The 18,326-nt window shown below is 65.0% G+C and carries 16 protein-coding genes; 14 read left to right on the top strand and 2 right to left on the bottom strand.

Features of this window, described 5'->3' with window-relative positions; translation table 11 throughout:
• The first annotated feature begins 4 nt into the window (after positions 1-4).
• Positions 5-1,108: a polyprenyl synthetase family protein gene (locus ACIQT2_RS07140; protein WP_402944913.1), complete on the top strand. Its 1,104-nt coding sequence runs from the start codon at positions 5-7 to the stop codon at positions 1,106-1,108.
• A gap of 1,189 nt (positions 1,109-2,297) precedes the next feature.
• Positions 2,298-3,179, top strand: a complete 882-nt coding sequence (locus ACIQT2_RS07135; protein ID WP_402944911.1) for a type IV toxin-antitoxin system AbiEi family antitoxin domain-containing protein — start codon at positions 2,298-2,300, stop codon at positions 3,177-3,179.
• A gap of 514 nt (positions 3,180-3,693) precedes the next feature.
• Here the strand turns inward: ACIQT2_RS07135 and ACIQT2_RS07130 are convergent.
• Both ACIQT2_RS07130 and ACIQT2_RS07125 read right to left on the bottom strand, forming a co-directional pair.
• Positions 3,694-4,116 carry a hypothetical protein gene (locus tag ACIQT2_RS07130; protein WP_397324428.1) on the bottom strand — a complete coding sequence of 141 codons (423 nt, stop codon included), beginning with the start codon at positions 4,114-4,116 and terminating at the stop codon, positions 3,694-3,696.
• A 13-nt stretch (positions 4,117-4,129) separates the two neighbouring features.
• A complete protein-coding gene (locus ACIQT2_RS07125) occupies positions 4,130-4,801 on the bottom strand; it encodes a trimeric intracellular cation channel family protein (protein ID WP_400328761.1) in 672 nt (223 codons plus the stop codon).
• Between the two features lie 63 nt (positions 4,802-4,864).
• Here ACIQT2_RS07125 and ACIQT2_RS07120 point away from each other — a divergent pair, with 63 nt between their 5' ends.
• From ACIQT2_RS07120 to cobA, 12 genes are all read left to right on the top strand, one after another.
• Positions 4,865-5,563, top strand: coding sequence for a sirohydrochlorin chelatase (locus ACIQT2_RS07120; RefSeq protein WP_400328767.1), 699 nt, complete (start codon positions 4,865-4,867; stop codon positions 5,561-5,563).
• A 151-nt stretch (positions 5,564-5,714) separates the two neighbouring features.
• Positions 5,715-7,457: a nitrite/sulfite reductase gene (locus tag ACIQT2_RS07115; protein WP_402944906.1), complete on the top strand. Its 1,743-nt coding sequence runs from the start codon at positions 5,715-5,717 to the stop codon at positions 7,455-7,457.
• A complete protein-coding gene (locus tag ACIQT2_RS07110; protein WP_400328772.1) occupies positions 7,454-8,167 on the top strand; it encodes a phosphoadenylyl-sulfate reductase in 714 nt (237 codons plus the stop codon). The genes ACIQT2_RS07115 and ACIQT2_RS07110 overlap by 4 nt, the downstream gene beginning before the upstream one ends.
• The gene (gene cysD / locus ACIQT2_RS07105; RefSeq protein ID WP_400328775.1) at positions 8,164-9,171 is read left to right on the top strand and encodes a sulfate adenylyltransferase subunit CysD; all 1,008 of its coding nucleotides are present in this window, start codon (positions 8,164-8,166) and stop codon (positions 9,169-9,171) included. Before ACIQT2_RS07110 ends, cysD begins: the two co-directional genes overlap by 4 nt.
• On the top strand, positions 9,172-10,584 hold the full coding sequence (locus tag ACIQT2_RS07100; RefSeq protein WP_402944903.1) for a sulfate adenylyltransferase subunit 1: 1,413 nt from the start codon (positions 9,172-9,174) through the stop codon (positions 10,582-10,584).
• A gap of 98 nt (positions 10,585-10,682) precedes the next feature.
• The gene (mmuM, locus tag ACIQT2_RS07095) at positions 10,683-11,636 is read left to right on the top strand and encodes a homocysteine S-methyltransferase (protein ID WP_402944900.1); all 954 of its coding nucleotides are present in this window, start codon (positions 10,683-10,685) and stop codon (positions 11,634-11,636) included.
• A gap of 154 nt (positions 11,637-11,790) precedes the next feature.
• Positions 11,791-12,939: an ABC transporter substrate-binding protein gene (locus tag ACIQT2_RS07090; RefSeq protein WP_402944898.1), complete on the top strand. Its 1,149-nt coding sequence runs from the start codon at positions 11,791-11,793 to the stop codon at positions 12,937-12,939.
• A gap of 120 nt (positions 12,940-13,059) precedes the next feature.
• Entirely contained in the window at positions 13,060-13,791 is a 732-nt protein-coding gene (locus ACIQT2_RS07085; RefSeq protein WP_397324415.1) for an ABC transporter ATP-binding protein, read from the top strand.
• The gene (locus ACIQT2_RS07080; protein WP_400328787.1) at positions 13,781-14,719 is read left to right on the top strand and encodes an ABC transporter permease; all 939 of its coding nucleotides are present in this window, start codon (positions 13,781-13,783) and stop codon (positions 14,717-14,719) included. Before ACIQT2_RS07085 ends, ACIQT2_RS07080 begins: the two co-directional genes overlap by 11 nt.
• 489 nt (positions 14,720-15,208) lie before the next feature.
• Positions 15,209-15,766 carry a dihydrofolate reductase family protein gene (locus ACIQT2_RS07075; RefSeq protein WP_402944893.1) on the top strand — a complete coding sequence of 186 codons (558 nt, stop codon included), beginning with the start codon at positions 15,209-15,211 and terminating at the stop codon, positions 15,764-15,766.
• Between the two features lie 131 nt (positions 15,767-15,897).
• Positions 15,898-16,944: an LLM class flavin-dependent oxidoreductase gene (locus ACIQT2_RS07070; RefSeq protein ID WP_402944892.1), complete on the top strand. Its 1,047-nt coding sequence runs from the start codon at positions 15,898-15,900 to the stop codon at positions 16,942-16,944.
• Between the two features lie 92 nt (positions 16,945-17,036).
• Positions 17,037-18,299, top strand: a complete 1,263-nt coding sequence (gene cobA, locus ACIQT2_RS07065) for a uroporphyrinogen-III C-methyltransferase (protein WP_402944889.1) — start codon at positions 17,037-17,039, stop codon at positions 18,297-18,299.
• The last annotated feature ends 27 nt before the right edge of the window (positions 18,300-18,326 follow it).

The following is an 18,326-nucleotide window of genomic DNA, read 5'->3' as shown; positions in this document are numbered from 1 at the left end:
ACCCGTGACGAACTCTGCCGAACACAGCTGGACCCATGCCGGGCACGGCCTGCCGGACTCCAACGAGCCCGCCCCCAACACCACCGCGATCGCAACGGGCCTTCAGCTGCCCGCCGGTTTTGCCGCCATCGCAGGCGACGCCGAGCTCGGCCCCGCCATCACCACCAACCTTGCCCGCGTGGAGAAGAAGCTTCGCGAGGCCATCTCCAACTCGGATCCGCTGGCTGACGCAACGTCGCGCCACCTGGTGGAGGCCGGCGGCAAGCGCATCCGTCCCTTGCTGACCCTGCTGTGCGCCCACCTTGGCGATGCTTCCCGTCCCGAGGTTGTCCAGGCCGCCGTCGTGGTTGAACTGACGCACCTGGCCACGCTGTACCACGACGACGTCATGGACTCCGCGCCCTTCCGCCGGGGAGCCCCGACGGCCCACGAAGTATGGGGCAACTCCGTCGCGATCCTCACCGGCGACCTCATCTTTGCCCGCGCCTCCATCCTGGTGTCCGAGCTCGGCTCCCGCGCACTTGGCATCCAGGCGCGGACCTTCGAACGCCTGTGCCTCGGCCAGCTCCACGAGACCGTCGGTCCCCGCGAGGACGAGGACGCCGTGGACCACTACCTCTCCGTCATCGCGGACAAGACGGGGTCCTTGGTTGCGGCTTCGGGCCAGCTCGGCGCGATTTTCGCCGGTGCCGCTCCTGAGTACGAGGACGTCCTGGTTGAATACGGCGAGAAGGTCGGCGTTGCCTTCCAGTTGGCTGACGACGTCATCGATGTCACTGGTGTGAAGGTCAAGTCCGGCAAGTCCCCGGGCACCGACCTTCGCGAAGGCGTGCCCACCCTTCCCGTGCTGCTGCTCCGCCGTGACGCTGCCGCTGGGGATGCCTCGGCCGTGGCTTTGCTTGAACTGGTGGATGGCGACCTGTCTTCCGACGCTGCCCTGGCTGAGGCTGTCGCCGGCCTCCGCGAACATCCCGTCACCGCCGAGTCCTGGAAGATCGCCCGCGAGTGGTCTGCCGAGGCCGTTGCCGCCTTGGCCCCGCTGCCGGAGGGTGTTGTGAAGTCCTCCCTGACCAACTTCGCCCACGCCGTGGTGGACCGGAGCAGCTAGCCTTTCTTCTGCGTTGAGGCAGGCCTCTGACCCTCCGGGGTTGGGGGCCTGCTTTTTGTTTGGTGTCGTTTGCCGTCGCGACCCGCTTTGGGTTGGCCGGGGCTTTGAGGGGCTCGGTTTTGCGGCGTGTCTTCGGCTGTCGGCGTCAAAGTTGGTCGTGACGGCACACCACGACGGCGGCGGTGCTCGGCTTTGGAGGGCACAGGGCGGCGGCGGTGCGACGGTTTGGTGGCTACACGGCGGCGGCTGGGCCAGGGTTTGGTGGCTTCCGTGGGTGCCGTCGCGACCCACTTTGGGTGGGCAGGGGCTTTGAGGGGCTCGGTTTTGGGGCGTGTCTTCGGCTGTCGGCGTCAAAGTTGGTCGTGGCGGTACACCACGACGGCGGTGCTCGGCTTTGGAGGGCACAGGGCGGAGGCACCTGGCTTTGGTGGCTTCCGTGGGTGCCGCTGCGACCCGCTTTGGGTGGGCCGGGGCTTTGAGGGGCTCGGTTTTGCGGCGTGTCGTCGGCGTCAAAGTTGGTCGTGGCGGCACACGACGACGGCGGTGCCACGGTTTGGTGGCTACACGGCGGCGGCTGGGCCAGGGTTTGGTGGCTTCCGTGGGTGCCGTCGCGACCCACTTTGGGTGGGCTGGGGCTTTGAGGGGCTCGGTTTTGCGGCGTGTCTTCGGCTGTCGGCGTCAAAGTTGGTCGTGGCGGCACACCACGACGGCGGCGGCACCTGTCTTTGGTGGCACACCACGACGGCGGCACCTGGCTCTGCTTGGCACACCACGACGGCGGCGCTCGGCTTTGGGCGCGCGGCTGGGCTGGCGGGTGGTGGCGAGGGCTAAAATGGAATGGCCCCGGCTCGCTGCAACGTTACGAGTCATACGCTGCACCGAACCGGGACCACAATCTCCGTTCGCATCAGACCCACCGGAGGCATTTAGTGGATCCGTGAATAGCTTATGACAACTCTGTCACATAAGCAACTCCGCGGGTCAAAGAAATTTCGATGGAAGTGCTGTCCTTTACAAAGGTCATCCGTGCCGTGACCACCAACTTTGGTGCCGACGAATCCATGACACGCCGGCTGAGGAGTCTCCGCCGGTGGGGACGCTGCAGAGTGGGTGGTGGGGGTACGGGGGTTTTCCACATACGGCTTTCTGAGTGCAGCGTGCGGCCTTGGCGGAGTCACAGCATGGGCTGATGGATGTCACTCAATTTCTCCGCAGCCGTCATGGGGCTGCGACCACCGCTTCCCTCTATGCAGCCGGATTCACCCGCAGGGGATTGGCTAAAGCAGTTAAGGAGGGCGATATCAGCAGGCTCCATCGAGGTGTGTACATCGGGAAGGACGCTGATCCGGACATCGTGGCGGCGTTCCGGGCCAATGGAAAACTGACATGCGTTTCCGCCGCCCGGTTCTATGGCCTGTGGACGCTCCAAGATGGTCCGCTCCACGCTGGTGAGCAACTCCACCTGAGCTGCGGCACCGGGCTTGCCAGGCGACGGATTGTCCACCACGGCCAGCGCCTGCACCCGGACCATCCCTATCTACCCGTGGCAGGAGTCGCCGACGTCCTGCTGCATGCCATGAGGTGTCTCCCCGAGTTGGAAGCCCTGGTCATGGTGCAGAGTGCTGTCAGTCATGCATTGCTGACCACGACTTTCCTGAAGACCAAGATGAACGGCAACCGGAACGGAGTAGCCAGGGCCATCCTGGACCTTGTCCTGCCGAGGGCCGACTCGCTCTTGGAGGTGCTCGCTCATACCCATTTCACGCGGGCCGGGTTGCAAGTCCGGATGCACGCGGATGTCCCAGGGGTCGGTGAAGTTGATTGCCTGATCGAGGAATGCCTGATCGTCGAACTCGACGGCGGGACTCATTTCGAGCCGAAACAGGTGAAGAAGGACCAATACCGGAACAATGCAGGACTCCTCGGAGGCCTCACGAGCCTGCACTACTACTATGCAGACGTCGTGTATCAGCCACAGAAGATGGTGGACGAAGTCCTGGCCGTGCTCCGGAACAGGGAGGCCGGGCGTTTCGGGCCGTTCCGATACCTGGCCAGCCAGCCGCCGTCGTAATTAATGTTCTGAGCGCTGTACCGCCACGACCAACTTTGAGGGCAAAAGGTAGCCGGGAGGCCCGTGCAACGGCGTGTTGCGTCGGTTTAGCGCTCAAAGTGGGTCGTGGCGGTACAGGGACCGGTGGATGGGGCGAAAGTGCCGGAGGAGCGGGTCGTGGCGGTACAGGGGCCGGATGGATGAGGCGAACAGGGACGGGGGAGTGTGGCGGGCCGTTCCGATACCTGGCCAGCCAGCCGCCGTCGTAATTAATGTTCTGAGCGCTGTACCGCCACGACCAACTTTGAGGGCACTAGACGGCCGGGAGGGCCGGGCACCGGAGTGTCGCGTCGGCTTCCCGCTCAAAGTGGGTCGTGGAGGCACACAGGCCGGGCGAAGGAGCTGGAGGAGTGGGTCGTGGAGGTACACGGGCCGGGCGAAAACGGCGAAGGGGCCCGGGCCAGCGGCGCCGCACAACAAAAACAGCCCCCGGCAACCACAACGGGCTGCCCGGGGGCTGCGAAACAAGAAAAACCTAGTCTTCGTCGTTGAATGCCCAATCGAACATGTCGAAGACGAACTCGGAGAACGTACCTTCCTCGCTCTTCCACTGGCCGCGGGCATTGTTGCGGCGGAAGACGATGGGGTCAGGGACGCCGAGGTCTGCGACGCGGAAGCCCCACGTGAACTGCTCGTCCTCGTCCTCGAGGAACATGAGGAAGCCTTCGTCATCGACTTCAAGTTCCTCGGGATCCCAGAAGTAGTGGTACGCCTCCATGAGGTCTTCGCAGCCGCCCAGGGCGAGGTAGAACTCGCGGAGAACCAGGGGGATGGTGAAGGAGTGCTCGGACAGTGCGTCATCGAGTTCGCCGGGCGTGAGGCCGTCTTCTTCCTGCCATTCATCCTCGAGATACTTTGGGACCAGCGCGCGGAACTTCTCGAGGAACATGTCAGTCATGCTCTAATCCTAGCTAATCGCGGACCCCGGAATTCGCCCCCGGGCCAACCCCTGCGCGGTGCCAACCGCGGACGGCCAATGGCACGTACCACCCGCGTCGCCAGGCGGTGACGCGGAAGGCGAAAACGATGCCCGCGACAAGGCAGGCCCAGAGTCCGTTGAAGTCACCCAGATGCCACAGCAATGTGGTCAATCCGGCGCCGACGAAGGCCGGGAGGGCGTAGATGTCGCGGTTGTTGAAGAGGGTGGGAATCTCGTTGGCCGTGATGTCCCGCAAGAGGCCGCCGCCAACAGCCGTGGTGACGCCAAGCAGGATGCAGGTCACGGGATTCATCCCCGCCGTGAGGGCCTTCAGCGTACCGGTGATGCAGAACAGGGCCAGCCCGCCGGCGTCGAACAGGGTCAAAAGGGAAGTGAACCGCTGGACCGAGGAGAACAAGTAGTAGACCAGCAGCGCGGCCAGCAAGGGCGGGGCCAGATAGGCGGGGTTGGTGAAGGAAGCCGGGGGACCGGCGTCGATGATGATGTCCCGGATGACACCGCCGCCCAGGGAAACAATGGAGGCAAGCAGCACTGAGCCAACAAAGTCGAACTGCTTCCGCGCGGCCAACAGCGAGCCTGAAACGGCAAAGAAGAACACGCCAATGAGGTCGAGCCAAAGAAGAACAATGTCGATGGAAATCAAGTGGACGGTTCTTTCTGGAGCGCGCTTCACAACAGGTGCTGGCTCAACGTTACGCTAGCTCCCATGAACAGCCCCGTCTTGATCGCTTGTGCCCACGGAACCCGCAACGCCGAGGGCCAGGCAGCCATTCGCCAGGTCATGGCCGAAATCGAGGAACTGCGGCCGGGGCTTCAGGTCCTGGAGGCCTACGTGGACGTCCAGGAACCCGAGCTGTCCGGGGTGGTGGAGGGGCTGCCCGAGGGGACCGAGGCCGTGGTGGTACCCCTTCTGCTCAGCACCGGGTTCCACATCAAGGTTGACGTGCCCAAAGCGATCAAGACCCGGCCCGAGGTAGTGGCCGCGAAGCCGATTGGGCCGGATCCGCGACTGGCGGAGCTGCTGGCCGCCCGCTTGCGCGCCTCCGGACTGCAGGAGAACGACGGCGTCCTGCTGGCTGCCGCGGGATCGTCCCTTCCGGACGGCTCGGTTGACTCGGAGGAGCAGGCTCGACTGCTCGCGGAACTGCTGCCGAACAAAGTCCGGGTGGCTTACGGTGCCAGCGCCCAGCCCAACGTGCCCGACGGCGTTGCCTCCTTGCGTTCAGAGCTCACCGGAAGCGGGGGCCGGGTTTTCATTGCGTCCTACCTCCTGGCGACAGGCTATTTCCACGACCAGTTGTTCAAGGCAGGGGCGGATATTGTGACGGACCCGCTGCTGCCCTCACCGGTTCTGGCCGAGATCGCGCTGGAGCGGTACGACGCAATAAAGGACAGCCTTTCCTAAACCATTCGGCCGCGAAATGACGGGGCGAGGGACTGCATAAGAAGCTGGTGCGGACAAGGCCCCAGGACTGTTCATGACGAAGTGTTTCCTTAGGTGACTCAACATTTCCGGACCTTTGCTGGCGAAATCTGGCCACACCTACCCTCGATATATGACAGAAACAGCTGTAGCCGGTGCGCCCGCGGACACCGAAGTCTCGAAGCGTCCCGCACGCACCCGCCCGGCCGCCAAGCCCCACGGTCAGTGGAAGGTTGACGGCACCACGCCCCTCAATGCCAACGAAACCTGGAAGCAGGAAGACAACGGGCTGAACGTCCGTGAGCGCATTGAGTCTGTCTATTCCAAGGAAGGCTTCGACTCGATCGACGGCACGGACCTGCACGGCCGGTTCCGTTGGTGGGGCCTCTACACCCAGCGCAAGCCCGGGATCGACGGCGGCAAGACGGCGACGCTTGAACCGCACGAGCTCGAAGACAAGTACTTCATGCTGCGCGTGCGCATCGACGGCGGTGCCCTCACCACCGAGCAGCTCCGCGTCATCGGCCAGATCTCCGTGGACTTCGCCCGCGGCTCCGCCGACCTGACGGACCGCCAGAACATCCAGCTCCACTGGATCCGCGTTGAAGATGTCCCGGAAATCTGGCGCCGCCTGGAAGCTGTGGATCTGTCCACCACCGAGGCTTGCGGCGACGTTCCCCGCGTCATCCTGGGCTCCCCGGTTGCGGGCATCGCCAAGGACGAGATCATCGATCCCACGCCCTTGATCCACGAACTGTCCGAGCGTTTCATCGGCGACCCGGAGCTGGCCAACCTGCCCCGCAAGTACAAGACGGCCATCACGGGCCACCCGTCACAGGACGTGGTGCACGAGATCAACGACTTTGCCCTGGTGGGCGTCGTCCACCCCGAGCTCGGTGCCGGCTACGATCTCTGGGTTGGTGGCGGCCTCTCCACCAACCCGCGCCTGGCTGAGCGACTTGGCGTGTTCGTCTCTGCCGATGTTGCCGCCGAAGTATGGCTCGGCGTCACCAGCATCTTCCGCGACTACGGCTACCGCCGCATGCGCACCAAGGCCCGCCTGAAGTTCCTCATGAACGACTGGGGTCCGGCCAAGTTCCGCCAGATCCTCGAGGACGAATACCTCGGCTTCAACCTCCCGGACGGCCCGGCCGCTCCGAAGCCCACCTCGCCGGGCGACCACATTGGCGTCCACGAGCAGAAGGACGGCAAGTTCTTCATCGGCGTTACCCCCACTGTGGGCCGCACGTCGGGTGAGTCCTTGGTCAAGCTGGCCGAAACGCTGGAGCAGCACGGCACCTACCGCCTGCGCACCACGCCGCACCAGAAGCTCGTCATCCTGGATGTTGAGAAGGACCAGGTGGAGCCGCTCATCGCCGAACTGGACACCCTGGGCCTCTCCGCCCGTCCGTCCGTGTTCCGCCGTGGCACCATCGCCTGCACCGGCATCGAGTTCTGCAAGCTGGCCATTGTTGAAACCAAGGTCACCGCTGCAACGGCCATCGCCGAACTGGAACGCCGCCTGGCCGACCTCGTGGAAACCAAGCAGCTGCCCCAGGCACTGTCCCTCCACATCAACGGCTGCCCCAACTCCTGCGCCCGCATCCAGACTGCTGACATCGGCCTCAAGGGCATGATGCTGCCGACGCCCGACGGCGACCCCACCCCGGGTTTCCAGGTCCACCTTGGTGGCGGGCTGGCGAACAACGAGCGCGAAGAAGCCGGTTTGGGGCGTACCGTCCGCGGCCTCAAGGTCACGGTCGAAAACCTGCCCGACTACGTGGAGCGTGTGGTCCGCAAGTTCGTCGAAGTTGGCGCCGAGGGCCAGACCTTCGCTGAGTGGGCACACTCCGCAGACGAAGGAGATCTCCAGTGACAGTGATTACCAAGCGCTCCAACGAAGAGCTCAAGGCACTGGCCGAAGCCGGCGCCGCCGAGCTCGACTGGAACGCGCCCGCAGCCGACGTGATTGCGTGGGTGGCACGGAACTTCGAACTGCCCGCCATCACGGTGGCCTGCTCCATGGCTGATGCGGTCCTGCCGGCCCTGGTGGCCGAGCAGATTCCCGGCGTCGACGTGCTGTTCCTGGAGACCGGCTACCACTTCAAGGAGACCTACCAGACCCGTGACGAGGTTGCGGCAAACCTGCGGGTCAACGTGGTGGACGTCCTCCCCGAACACACGGTGGAAGAGCAGGACAGCCTTTTGGGCAAGGACCTCTTTGCCCGCGATCCCGGCCAGTGCTGCGCGCTCCGCAAGGTGGCACCGCTCCGGCGTTCGCTTGGTGGCTACGAGGTGTGGTTCACCGGCGTACGCCGCGACGAAGGCCCCACCCGGACCAACACCCCCGTGGTCACGTGGGATGAAGGCTTCGGCCTGGTCAAGGTGAACCCCATGGTGGACTGGTCCTTCGATCAGTTGGTGGAGTACTCCGAGGACAACATCCTTCCCGTCAACCCCCTCCTGAGCCAGGGCTACCCGTCCATCGGATGCCAGCCCTGCACCCGCAAAGTGGCCCCGGGCGAAGACCCCCGAGCCGGCCGCTGGTCAGGTACCGACAAGACAGAATGCGGACTACACACATGAGCACTTCTACAACCAGCGAGGACCTCGAGTTGAACCAGTTGCAGAGCGAGACCGAGGAATCCGCCGCGGCGTGGCGGGCATCGCGAAGCGGGCACGGCGGATCCTCGGTCGAGCGACTCAGCTCACTGGACACCCTCGAGTCCGAGGCCATCCACATCATCCGCGAGGTTGTTGCCGAGTTCGAGAAGCCCGCGCTGCTCTTCTCCGGCGGCAAGGACTCCGTGGTGATGCTGCACCTGGCCACCAAGGCTTTCTGGCCGGGCAAGGTTCCCTTCCCGGTGCTCCACGTGGACACCGGCCACAACTTCCCGGAGGTCCTGGACTTCCGCGACCGCACGGTTGAGCGCCTGGGCCTGAAGCTCGTTGTGGGCTCGGTGCAGGAATTCATCGACCGCGGCGAACTGGCCGAGCGTGCCGATGGCACCCGCAACCCGCTTCAAACGGTTCCGCTGCTGGATGCGATCCAGAAGAACAAGTTCGACGCCGTTTTCGGCGGCGGCCGCCGCGACGAGGACAAGGCCCGTGCCAAGGAGCGCATCCTGAGCCTCCGCGACGAGTTCGGCCAGTGGGATCCGCGCAACCAGCGTCCCGAGCTGTGGAACCTGTACAACGGCCGCCACACGGTCGGCCAGCACGTTCGCGCGTTCCCCATCAGCAACTGGACCGAGCTGGACATCTGGCGTTACATCGAGCGCGAGAACATTGAGCTCCCCGGCCTGTACTACGCCCACGAGCGCGAGGTCTTCGCCCGCGACGGAATGTGGCGCGCGGTCGGCGAGGTTTCCCAGCCGCTCCCGCACGAGGACGTCATCACCAAGACGGTCCGGTACCGCACGGTGGGCGACATGTCCTGCACCGGTGCCGTCGAATCCGACGCGTACACCGTGGCCGACGTCGTTGTTGAAGTCGCTGCCTCCACCCTGACCGAACGTGGCGCCACCCGTGCAGATGACCGCATCTCCGAGGCAGCCATGGAAGACCGCAAGAAGGACGGCTACTTCTAAATGAGCACCGAAACCACCTTCCTGGAAGCCGGACTCGAGTCCGCGCCGCTTCCGTCCACGCTGTTCCGTTTCGCTACCGCCGGATCGGTGGACGACGGCAAGTCCACTCTTGTGGGCCGCCTCCTCCACGACTCGAAGGCGATCCTTGCCGACCAGCTCGACGCCGTTGCCCGCACCTCCGCGGACCGCGGTTTCGGCGGCGACAAGGGCGGCATCGACTTGGCGCTCCTGACCGACGGCCTGCGTGCCGAGCGCGAACAGGGCATCACCATCGACGTCGCTTACCGCTACTTCGCCACGGACCGCCGCAGCTTCATCCTGGCGGACTGCCCCGGCCACGTTCAGTACACCAAGAACACGGTGACCGGCGCGTCCACTGCGGATGCCGTCGTCGTACTGATCGACGCCCGCAAGGGTGTCCTTGAGCAGACCCGCCGCCACTTGTCCGTGCTGCAGTTGCTGCGCGTGGCCCACGTGATCGTGGCTGTGAACAAGATCGACCTGGTGGACTTCAGCGAGCAGGTGTTCCGCGACATTGAAGCGGACGTGCAGAAGGTTGCCCGCGAGCTGGGCCTTGGCTCGGATGGCGTAGCCGACCTCCTGGTGGTTCCCGTGTCGGCGCTGGACGGCGACAACGTGGTGGACCGCTCGGAGCGCACCCCCTGGTACAACGGCCCCGCCCTGCTGGAGGTCCTCGAAACCCTTCCGGCCGCCGACGAGCTCGAAGCCGAACTGGAAAGCTTCCGCTTCCCGGTCCAGCTGGTGATCCGCCCGCAAGGTGCGCTGGCTCCCGACGCCGTAGCCGGTGGACTGGACGTTGAGGCCTACCGCGATTACCGCGCCTACGCCGGCCAGATCACCGAAGGCTCGGTCAAGGTTGGCGACCAGGTCACGGTGCTGACTCCGGGACACGAACCGCGCAACACCACGGTGGTGGGCATCGACTTCGCCGGCCGCTCGCTTGAAGAAGCAGCTGCCCCGCAGTCCGTGGCGGTCCGTCTGGCCGATGAACTCGACATTGCCCGTGGGGACACGATCGCTGCAGCAGGCACCGTCCGCGAAGCTTCCGCAGACCTCTACGCCTCGCTGTGCTGGCTCTCGCCCAAGCCCCTGCGTGAAGGCCAGAAGGTCCTGGTGAAGCACGGAACCCGTACGGTCCAGGCACTGGTCCGCAGCGTGTCCGGCAAGCTTGACCTCGCCACCTTCAAGTCCGAGCCGGCGTCGAGCCTGGAGCTCAACGACATCGGAAACGCGCAGCTTCGCCTCGCCGCTGCGCTGCCCCTGGAGAACTACCTGCGCCACCGCCGCACGGGTGCGTTCCTGGTGATCGACCCGATCGATGGCAACACCCTTGCCGCCGGCCTGGTCAAGGACCACCCAGGCGACCACGAAGACGAACGTTACGTCATCTAAGGACACGCAAAGACACAGAACCGCGGCTTGTTCGCTGGTCCCGGCCATCAAAGGCGGGATATCCGAACAGGCCGCGGTTTCTTTTTTGGAAAGGCACCATGCCCCGGAACACCACCTTGAGCACCCTCCTTGACGCAGGAACTGACCTGGTCCTGGACGGCGCCCTGGCCACCGAACTCGAAGTCCACGGCTGCGATCTTGACGATCCGTTGTGGTCCGCCAAGGTCCTGCTGGAACAGCCGCACCTGATCAAGCAGGTCCACCGGGACTATTTCGACGCCGGTGCCTCCGTGGCGATCACGGCCAGCTACCAGGCCACGCCGGAAGGCTTCGCGCGGCGGGGCCTTTCCGTGGAGGAATCCCTGGAGCTTGTATCCCGGAGCGTCAGGCTGGCCGACGAAGCCCGGCAGGAGTACTACGCTGCGCACCCCGGTGCCCGCTCCCTCCTGGTGGCAGGGTCGGTGGGACCCTACGGAGCCTACCTCGCCGACGGCTCCGAGTACCGCGGCGATTACACGCTTTCTTCCGCGGAATTCCGGGATTTCCACCGCCCACGCATCGCCGCGCTCGTGGACGCCGGGGTGGACTTCCTTGCCTGCGAAACGTTGCCATCCTTTGCCGAGGCGGAGGCGCTGCTGGCGCTCGTGACGGAGTTCGACGTCGAAAGCTGGTTCACGTTTACGCTGCGGGACAGTGCCCGCATCAGTGACGGAACGCCCCTGACGGACGTGGCGGCGCTGCTCCGCACGGAACCGCGCGTTGCCGCCGTCGGGCTTAATTGCGTGCCGCTGGAACTTGTGACCCCGGCGTTGGGCACCCTCCGGAACCTCACCGACGCACCGCTGGTGGCATACCCGAATTCGGGTGAAACCTACGACGCCGTGACAAAGACCTGGGGAGCTTCCGAGGGTGCCGGTCGCGTCGGCACCCTGGCTGGGAACGCTGCTGACTGGCGGGCGCTGGGTGCCCGTTTGGTGGGAGGTTGCTGCCGCACGAATCCGCGGGATATTGAAGCCTTGGCGACGAATATGACGCCACATGAACCTTCATGAACCCCGATTTCTCCGGGATTGAAGCGAAATATGACAGTCCCTACTGTGAATTCATGACCTCCCTGGAACGGTCCTTCCTTGCCTTCGATGGGCGATGTTAGGGGCCCGATCTTCGCCCCGCTTCACATCCCCAAAGCTTTCTAAGGACCTCCCCATGGCAAACACCCCCGAGTCGCAGAAGCCTGATCCAGGCACCATCCGCATTGTTGCGGGTGAGTCCACCAAGCCCAAACGCCGCCGTGCCGTGGAGGTCGGTCTGGCTGTCGGCCTCGTCCTGCTGATCGGTGCGGGCGCGGCCGTGGCCTCGGTTGTTTCGAACAACAACCAGGCTGCCCCGGCTGTGACCACCTCGCCGGCGGCTGAGCTGAAGCTTGGTTACTTCAGTAACGTCACCCACGGCCCGGCGTTGGTGGGTACCAGCAAGGGCTTCATCGCCAAGGAGCTCGGCAGCACCAAGCTCAGCACGCAGGTGTTCAACGCCGGCCCGGCCGCGATCGAGGCGCTGAACGCCGGCGCGATCGATGCCACGTACATTGGCCCGAACCCGGCCATCAACTCGTTCGTCAAGAGCAACGGGGAGTCCATCAGCATCATCGCCGGTGCGGCCGCCGGTGGTGCCCAGTTGGTGGTCAAGCCCGGGATCACCTCCGCAGCGGACCTCAAAGGCAAGGTCCTGGCCTCGCCGCAGCTCGGTGGCACCCAGGACGTGGCGCTGCGGGCCTGGTTGGGGGACCAGGGGTATAAGACCAGCCCTGATGGCAGTGGTGATGTGACCATCAACCCGACCGAGAACGCCCAGACGTTGAAGTTGTTCCAGGACGGAAAGCTCGACGGCGCGTGGTTGCCTGAGCCGTGGGCCTCCCGTCTGGTGCTCGAGGCCGGGGCGAAGGTCCTGGTGGATGAGAAGGACTTGTGGGAGAAGGGTGATTTCACCACCACCATCCTGATCGTGAACAAGAAGTTCGCCGCCGAACACCCCGAGACCGTCAAGGCGTTGTTGAAGGGCCACGTTGAGTCGGTGAACTGGTTGAACTCGGCCTCGGCCGAGGAGAAGGCCACCACCATCAACGCCGTGTTGAAGGACACCGCGGGCAAGCCACTCCCGGCCAATGTGATCGACCGGGCGCTGCAGAACATCAAGTTCACCACTGACCCGCTGGCCGGGACCTACAAGAAGCTGCTCCAGGACGGCGTGGACGCAGGTACCACCAAGACCGCCGACATCAACGGCATCTTCGACCTCCGCACCCTGAACGAGGTGGAGGGCAAGAAGACCTCCGCCGCCGGACTCGGCCAGGACTAAGCACTACACAGGCCGGTCCGCTTCCACCCCGGACGCGGACCGGCCTTGGCCGCAACCGGACCACTCCGGTCGCGGCGCACGCAGTACCAGCTTCACGAACAACAAACGAAGGACGGGACCATGCCAGTCGTACTGGAGAACTTGGGCAAACGCTTCGGTGACGGCGCCCCCGTCCTGGACGACGTCAACGCCACCATCGGGCAGGGCGAATTCGTTGCCCTCCTCGGTGCGTCCGGCTGCGGCAAGTCCACCCTGCTGAACATCATCGCGGGACTGGAGCACCCGACGTCGGGCGCCCTTGAGGTGCCCAGCGACGGTGCGGCCTTCATGTTCCAGGACTCGGCACTGTTCCCGTGGCTGACGGCGCGCGGCAACATTGAACTCGCCCTGCAGCTCGCCGACAAGTCCAGCAGCAAGGCGAGCCGTCGTGCCCGGGCAACAGAGCTGCTGGAGCTCGTCCACCTCGGCGGTGCCGGTGACAAACGTCCGCACGAACTGTCCGGCGGCATGCGCCAGCGCGTGGCCCTGGCCCGTTCGCTTGCCCAGGACCGGCAGGTGCTGCTCATGGACGAGCCGTTCGCTGCCCTGGATGCCATCACGCGCGACCTCCTCCACGACGAACTTGAGCGGATCTGGAAGGAAACAGGCCGCACCATCATCTTCGTGACCCACAACGTCCGCGAGGCCGTGCGCCTGGGCCAGCGGGTGCTGCTGCTGTCCTCGCGTCCCGGCCGGGTGGTGGCTGAGTGGGATGTCACCGAAGAACACCGCACCGACGCCGGCCGGGCAGGGGAGCTCACCGGCGTCATTACCCGACGACTTCGCGAGGAGATCCGCCGCCATGCCAAGTAACCAGACCACCGAAGAGCGGACCCTCCCCGTGAGCGACCAGAACCACATCACCTCGCCGTCCATCAAGGGCAACCCTTCCGAGCTGCGGGACCTTGAGGCGGGCCTGGACAACCTCCAGTCGGACACACGGCGCAAGGCCGGCATTGACTGGAAGCGCATCCTGTTGCCAGTGGCGGCCTTGGTGGTCCTCGTGCTCGTTTGGCAGTTTTACGTTTCCCTGGGTTTGAAGCGCCGCGACCAGGTTCCCGGCCCGATTGATGTTCTCACCCAGCTGGGCGTCCTGTGGGGCGAAGGCAAGGTCCAGGAATCCGTGTGGACTTCGCTGCAGCGTGGCTTGGTGGGCTTCCTGATTTCTGTGGTGGTGGCAACTCCTGTGGGCTTGTTGCTGGCGCAGGTTGCTCCGCTCCGGCGCGCTTTCGGTCCTTTGATCTCCGGCCTGCAGGTCCTGCCTTCCGTGGCTTGGGTCCCCGCCGCCATCATCTGGTTCGGGCTCACGGATGCCACCGTCTATTTCGTGGTGCTCATGGGTGCCATCCCGTCGATCATCAACGGCCTGATTTCCGGCGTCGACCAGATCCCGCCGCAATACCGCAGCGTGGGAACTGTCCTTGGCGCCAACCGCGTGCAGATGGCGTTGCAGATCGTCCTTCCGGCCGCCCTCCCCGGGTACATCGGCGGCTTGAAGCAGGGCTGGGCGTTCTCATGGCGCTCCCTCATGGCCGCGGAAATCATTGCCGTGGGCGGCACCATCGGCTTCGGCTTGGGCTCCTTGCTCGACCAAGGCCGTGCGTTGTCCGACATGGCGATCGTGATGTCCGCGATCCTGCTCATCCTGTTTGTGGGCATCCTGATCGAGCTGCTCGTGTTCGGCCCGATCGAGAAGCGCCTCCTGCAGCGCCGCGGCCTGCTCGCAGGCAGCTCCCGCTAACCCTTTCGAAACGCGACGAGCCCTTTCGAAACGCGACGTGCCCTTTCGAAAGGCGACATAAAGCCCGACGGTGACTCCCGCCGTCGGGCTTTACCTTCGGACGCGCTCTCACCGAACACCCCTTTCTTGCGGACGCTCTCTCATCGAACACCCCTTTGTTGCGGACGCTCTCTCATCGAACACCCCTTTCCCAGCGATCCTCTCCCACGTATCGTCCGTTTTCCGCGGTTGCTCTCTCCCTTCTTCGTCTGCCCCGCAACCTTTCGCGCCCTGTGCTGCCGTTCCCGCCGTTCGCTCCCCTTCTTCGTCTGCCCCGCACCCCTTCGCGCCCAGTGCTCCCGTTCTAACGGGTGCGGATGGCGCGAACTGGTGCGGTCGGCGGCAACGTGGCGGGTTCAGTCGCGGGGTGCGGGGTGCGAGTGGCGGGAACGGGTGCCGCAGCGGGAGGCACCCGCTGACGCGCCCGCATCCGAGGGCTAGGATCGCCAGATGGGACTCCTTACTTTCAGCATCAACGTCACGCTGGATGGCTGCGTCGACCATCGGGAGGGCATCGCGGACGACGAGACGCATGACCACTTCACCCGCCTTTTGGACGAAGGCGGGGCCATGCTTTGGGGCCGCACCACCTACGAAATGATGGAAGCCTACTGGCCGCTGGTCGCCCTCGGTGAGGTCGATGCGCCGCCGGCCCTGAAGGAGTGGGCGGACAAATTGGAGACGAAGCCGAAGTACGTCGTTTCCGGAACGCGAAGCGAGTTCCCGTGGACCAACAGCCACCACTTGACCGGCGAGCTGCGGACAGCCGTCCAGGAACTCAAGGACAACACTCCCGACGGGGTGCTGGTGGGCAGCGGCAAGCTGGCCACGGAGCTGGACCGGCTGGACCTGATCGACGAGTACAAATTCCTGCTCCACCCCATGATCACCGGCCACGGCCCCACCCTCTATCAGGGCGGGCTGCCGGGCACCCGACGCCTCGAACTGGTCGAGGCGGTGCCGCTCAGCAACGGAGCCGTGGCCATGCACTACCGCCGGGCTGCTTAGGGTTTTACGCACGACGGCGGTGGCAGCCTGCGCGGGCACGGGAGGCACTTTGTACTCCGGGCACCGAGTGGTTCGCAGCACAAACCTGACCTGCGCGGAATGAGCGGGCACGGCACGGCGTTGTCCCGGACATGCACACGAAACGGATCGGCTTCCTGTCCTTCGGCCATTGGGCCCGCGTCCCCGGTTCGCTGGTTCCCACTGCAGGCGAAGCCCTCAAGCAGGGGATCGAGCTCGCTGTTGAGGCCGAGAAACTGGGCATTGATGGCGCGTTCTTCCGCGTGCACCACTTCGCCCGGCAGCAGGCTTCGCCTTTCCCGCTCCTGAGCGCCATCGCCGCACGTACCAGTCGCATCGAAATGGGCACGGGCGTGATCGACATGCGCTACGAAAACCCCTTGTACATGGCGGAGGAAGCAGCGGCCACAGACCTGATCAGCGACGGCAGGCTGCAGCTCGGCGTGAGCCGTGGTTCACCCGAGCCGGCGCTGAACGGCGCTTCCAATTTCGGTTACGTTCCTGAGGAGGGCGAGGACGGCGGCGACATGGCACGACGCCATACTGCCTTGTTCCGCAAGGCCATTGCAGGACACGGCGTAGCCCAGGCAGACCCGCATTACGCAGGAGGCGCTACCGGGCTGCTTCCCATCCAGCCACAGTCACCCGGCCTTCCACAACGGATTTGGTGGGGTGCCGGCACCAGGAAGACCGCAGTCTGGGCGGCCGAGCAAGGCATGAACCTGATGAGCTCAACACTCCTTACCGAGGACACCGGCGTGCCCTTCGACCAACTGCAGGCCGAACAGATCCAGATGTTCAGGGATGCCTGGGCAGCTGCGGGTCACGACTTCGAGCCAAGGGTTTCCGTAAGCCGCAGCGTCATTCCGATCGTGGACGCGGAAGACAACCACTACTTTGGTCTGCGCGCGCAGGCTGATCGCGAGGACCAAGTGGGAATACTCGACGGCGCCCTGTCCCGTTTCGGCAAGAGCTACATCGGCTCCCCGGAGCAACTGGCCGAGGAACTCGCGCAGGACGCGGCGGTGCAGGCAGCGGACACCGTGCTGCTCACGGTTCCGAACCAGTTGGGCGTGGAGTACAACGCAAAGCTCCTGGGGAATGTGGCCAAACACGTCGCCCCTGCGTTCGGCTGGAGTCCGGCACTGGAGGCACCGTAGCGGAAACTCCTTTTGTGACGCTGCATTACCCAGCGTTACCGGGTGTGTCCGGGCCTTTGAAGCATGTTACGCGCCAGCCCTACAGTTTTTTCATGGCAATACAGGACATTTACCCCACAGCACTGCGCCTCCTTGGCCGCCCGGTGCTGGTGGTGGGCGGCGGACCAGTCGCGGCGCGCCGCGCCAAGGGACTGCTCGACGCCGGAGCGAAAGTTACGGTCGTCGCTCCCATTGCCTCCGAAAAACTCCGCGGCCTGGTGGATTCGGGCCTGCTGGCCTGGGAGCAGCGCGAGTACCGCACGGAAGACCTCGACGGCGTCTGGTTCGTCCAGACTGCCACCGGCACTCCCGCCGTGGACACCCAGGTAGCGAACGACGCCGAAGCGCAGCGCATCTGGTGCGTCAACGCCTCCGACCATGAATCATCGGCCGCATGGACCCCCGCCGTGGCCGTGGTGGACGACGTCAAGATCGCCATCAACGCCGGGGGAGACCCGCGCCGTGCGATGGCCCTGCGTGATGCCGTTGCGACAGCCTTGGAGACCGGCGATCTCCCGCTGCGCCGGCACCGCAAGCCCGGAGCCAACGGTTCGGTAGCCCTCATTGGCGGTGGCCCGGGCGACTCGGGACTCATCACCGTCCGCGGTCGCCGCCTGCTGGGCCAGGCCGACGTCGTAGTTGCTGACCGTCTTGGCCCGCGCGGGCTGCTGGCAGAACTGGCGCCGGACGTCCGCGTGATCGAGGTGGGCAAGACCCCAGGCCACCACCCGGTCCCGCAGCTTGAGATCAACCGCATCCTCGTGGAGGAAGCCCTCAAGGGCAACCGCGTGGTCCGCCTCAAGGGCGGCGACCCCTACGTCCTGGGCCGCGGTGGCGAGGAAGCAGAATTCTGCCGGCAGAACGGCGTCGAGGTTGAAGTGGTGTCCGGCGTGACATCCGCAATCTCGGTTCCGGCCGCGGCCGGCATCCCCGTGACCCACCGTGGACTGGCCAAGGGCTTCAGCGTGGTGACCGGCCATGAAGAGTTGTCCGAAGTCCCCGCACGCCCCGACCACACTGTGGTGTTGCTCATGGGAGTGGCCCAAATGCGTGAGTCTGCGGCCGCCCTGGCAGGCTCGGGTCTGCCTTTGGACACTCCAGTAGGTATCGTAGAAAACGGGTATTTGCCGGAACAGCGCGTCACGATCGGCACGTTGGAGACTATCGCCGACCAGGCGGAAGCCGTCGGCGTGGCGAATCCAGCGGTGATTGTCATTGGCGATGTTGTCCGTGTCAGCCCGTTTGCGCCCCAGCACTTCAAGACCGCTGACTACAGCACCATTACCCCCAACCGTCCCCGCGTCCGCACCAACTAAGCCCCGCCCAACCCAACTAAGTCGCAA

Origin of the sequence: Paenarthrobacter sp. NPDC090522 (genome assembly GCF_044769225.1) — a bacterium.
Lineage (GTDB): Bacteria > Actinomycetota > Actinomycetes > Actinomycetales > Micrococcaceae > Arthrobacter.
This window is presented reverse-complemented; position numbering and strand designations above follow the sequence as displayed.

What these genes read in the sequence shown, in the direction of transcription:
- ACIQT2_RS07080 (WP_400328787.1), top strand. Translation starts at nt 13,781, where the DNA reads ATGCCAAGTAACCAGACCACCGAAGAGCGGACCCTCCCCGTGAGCGAC.
- ACIQT2_RS07120 (WP_400328767.1), top strand. Translation starts at nt 4,865, where the DNA reads ATGAACAGCCCCGTCTTGATCGCTTGTGCCCACGGAACCCGCAACGCC.
- ACIQT2_RS07100 (WP_402944903.1), top strand. Translation starts at nt 9,172, where the DNA reads ATGAGCACCGAAACCACCTTCCTGGAAGCCGGACTCGAGTCCGCGCCG.
- ACIQT2_RS07090 (WP_402944898.1), top strand. Translation starts at nt 11,791, where the DNA reads ATGGCAAACACCCCCGAGTCGCAGAAGCCTGATCCAGGCACCATCCGC.
- mmuM (WP_402944900.1), top strand. Translation starts at nt 10,683, where the DNA reads ATGCCCCGGAACACCACCTTGAGCACCCTCCTTGACGCAGGAACTGAC.
- ACIQT2_RS07130 (WP_397324428.1), bottom strand. Translation starts at nt 4,116, where the DNA reads ATGACTGACATGTTCCTCGAGAAGTTCCGCGCGCTGGTCCCAAAGTAT.
- ACIQT2_RS07115 (WP_402944906.1), top strand. Translation starts at nt 5,715, where the DNA reads ATGACAGAAACAGCTGTAGCCGGTGCGCCCGCGGACACCGAAGTCTCG.
- cobA (WP_402944889.1), top strand. Translation starts at nt 17,037, where the DNA reads ATGGCAATACAGGACATTTACCCCACAGCACTGCGCCTCCTTGGCCGC.
- ACIQT2_RS07070 (WP_402944892.1), top strand. Translation starts at nt 15,898, where the DNA reads ATGCACACGAAACGGATCGGCTTCCTGTCCTTCGGCCATTGGGCCCGC.
- ACIQT2_RS07075 (WP_402944893.1), top strand. Translation starts at nt 15,209, where the DNA reads ATGGGACTCCTTACTTTCAGCATCAACGTCACGCTGGATGGCTGCGTC.
- ACIQT2_RS07085 (WP_397324415.1), top strand. Translation starts at nt 13,060, where the DNA reads ATGCCAGTCGTACTGGAGAACTTGGGCAAACGCTTCGGTGACGGCGCC.
- cysD (WP_400328775.1), top strand. Translation starts at nt 8,164, where the DNA reads ATGAGCACTTCTACAACCAGCGAGGACCTCGAGTTGAACCAGTTGCAG.
- ACIQT2_RS07135 (WP_402944911.1), top strand. Translation starts at nt 2,298, where the DNA reads ATGGATGTCACTCAATTTCTCCGCAGCCGTCATGGGGCTGCGACCACC.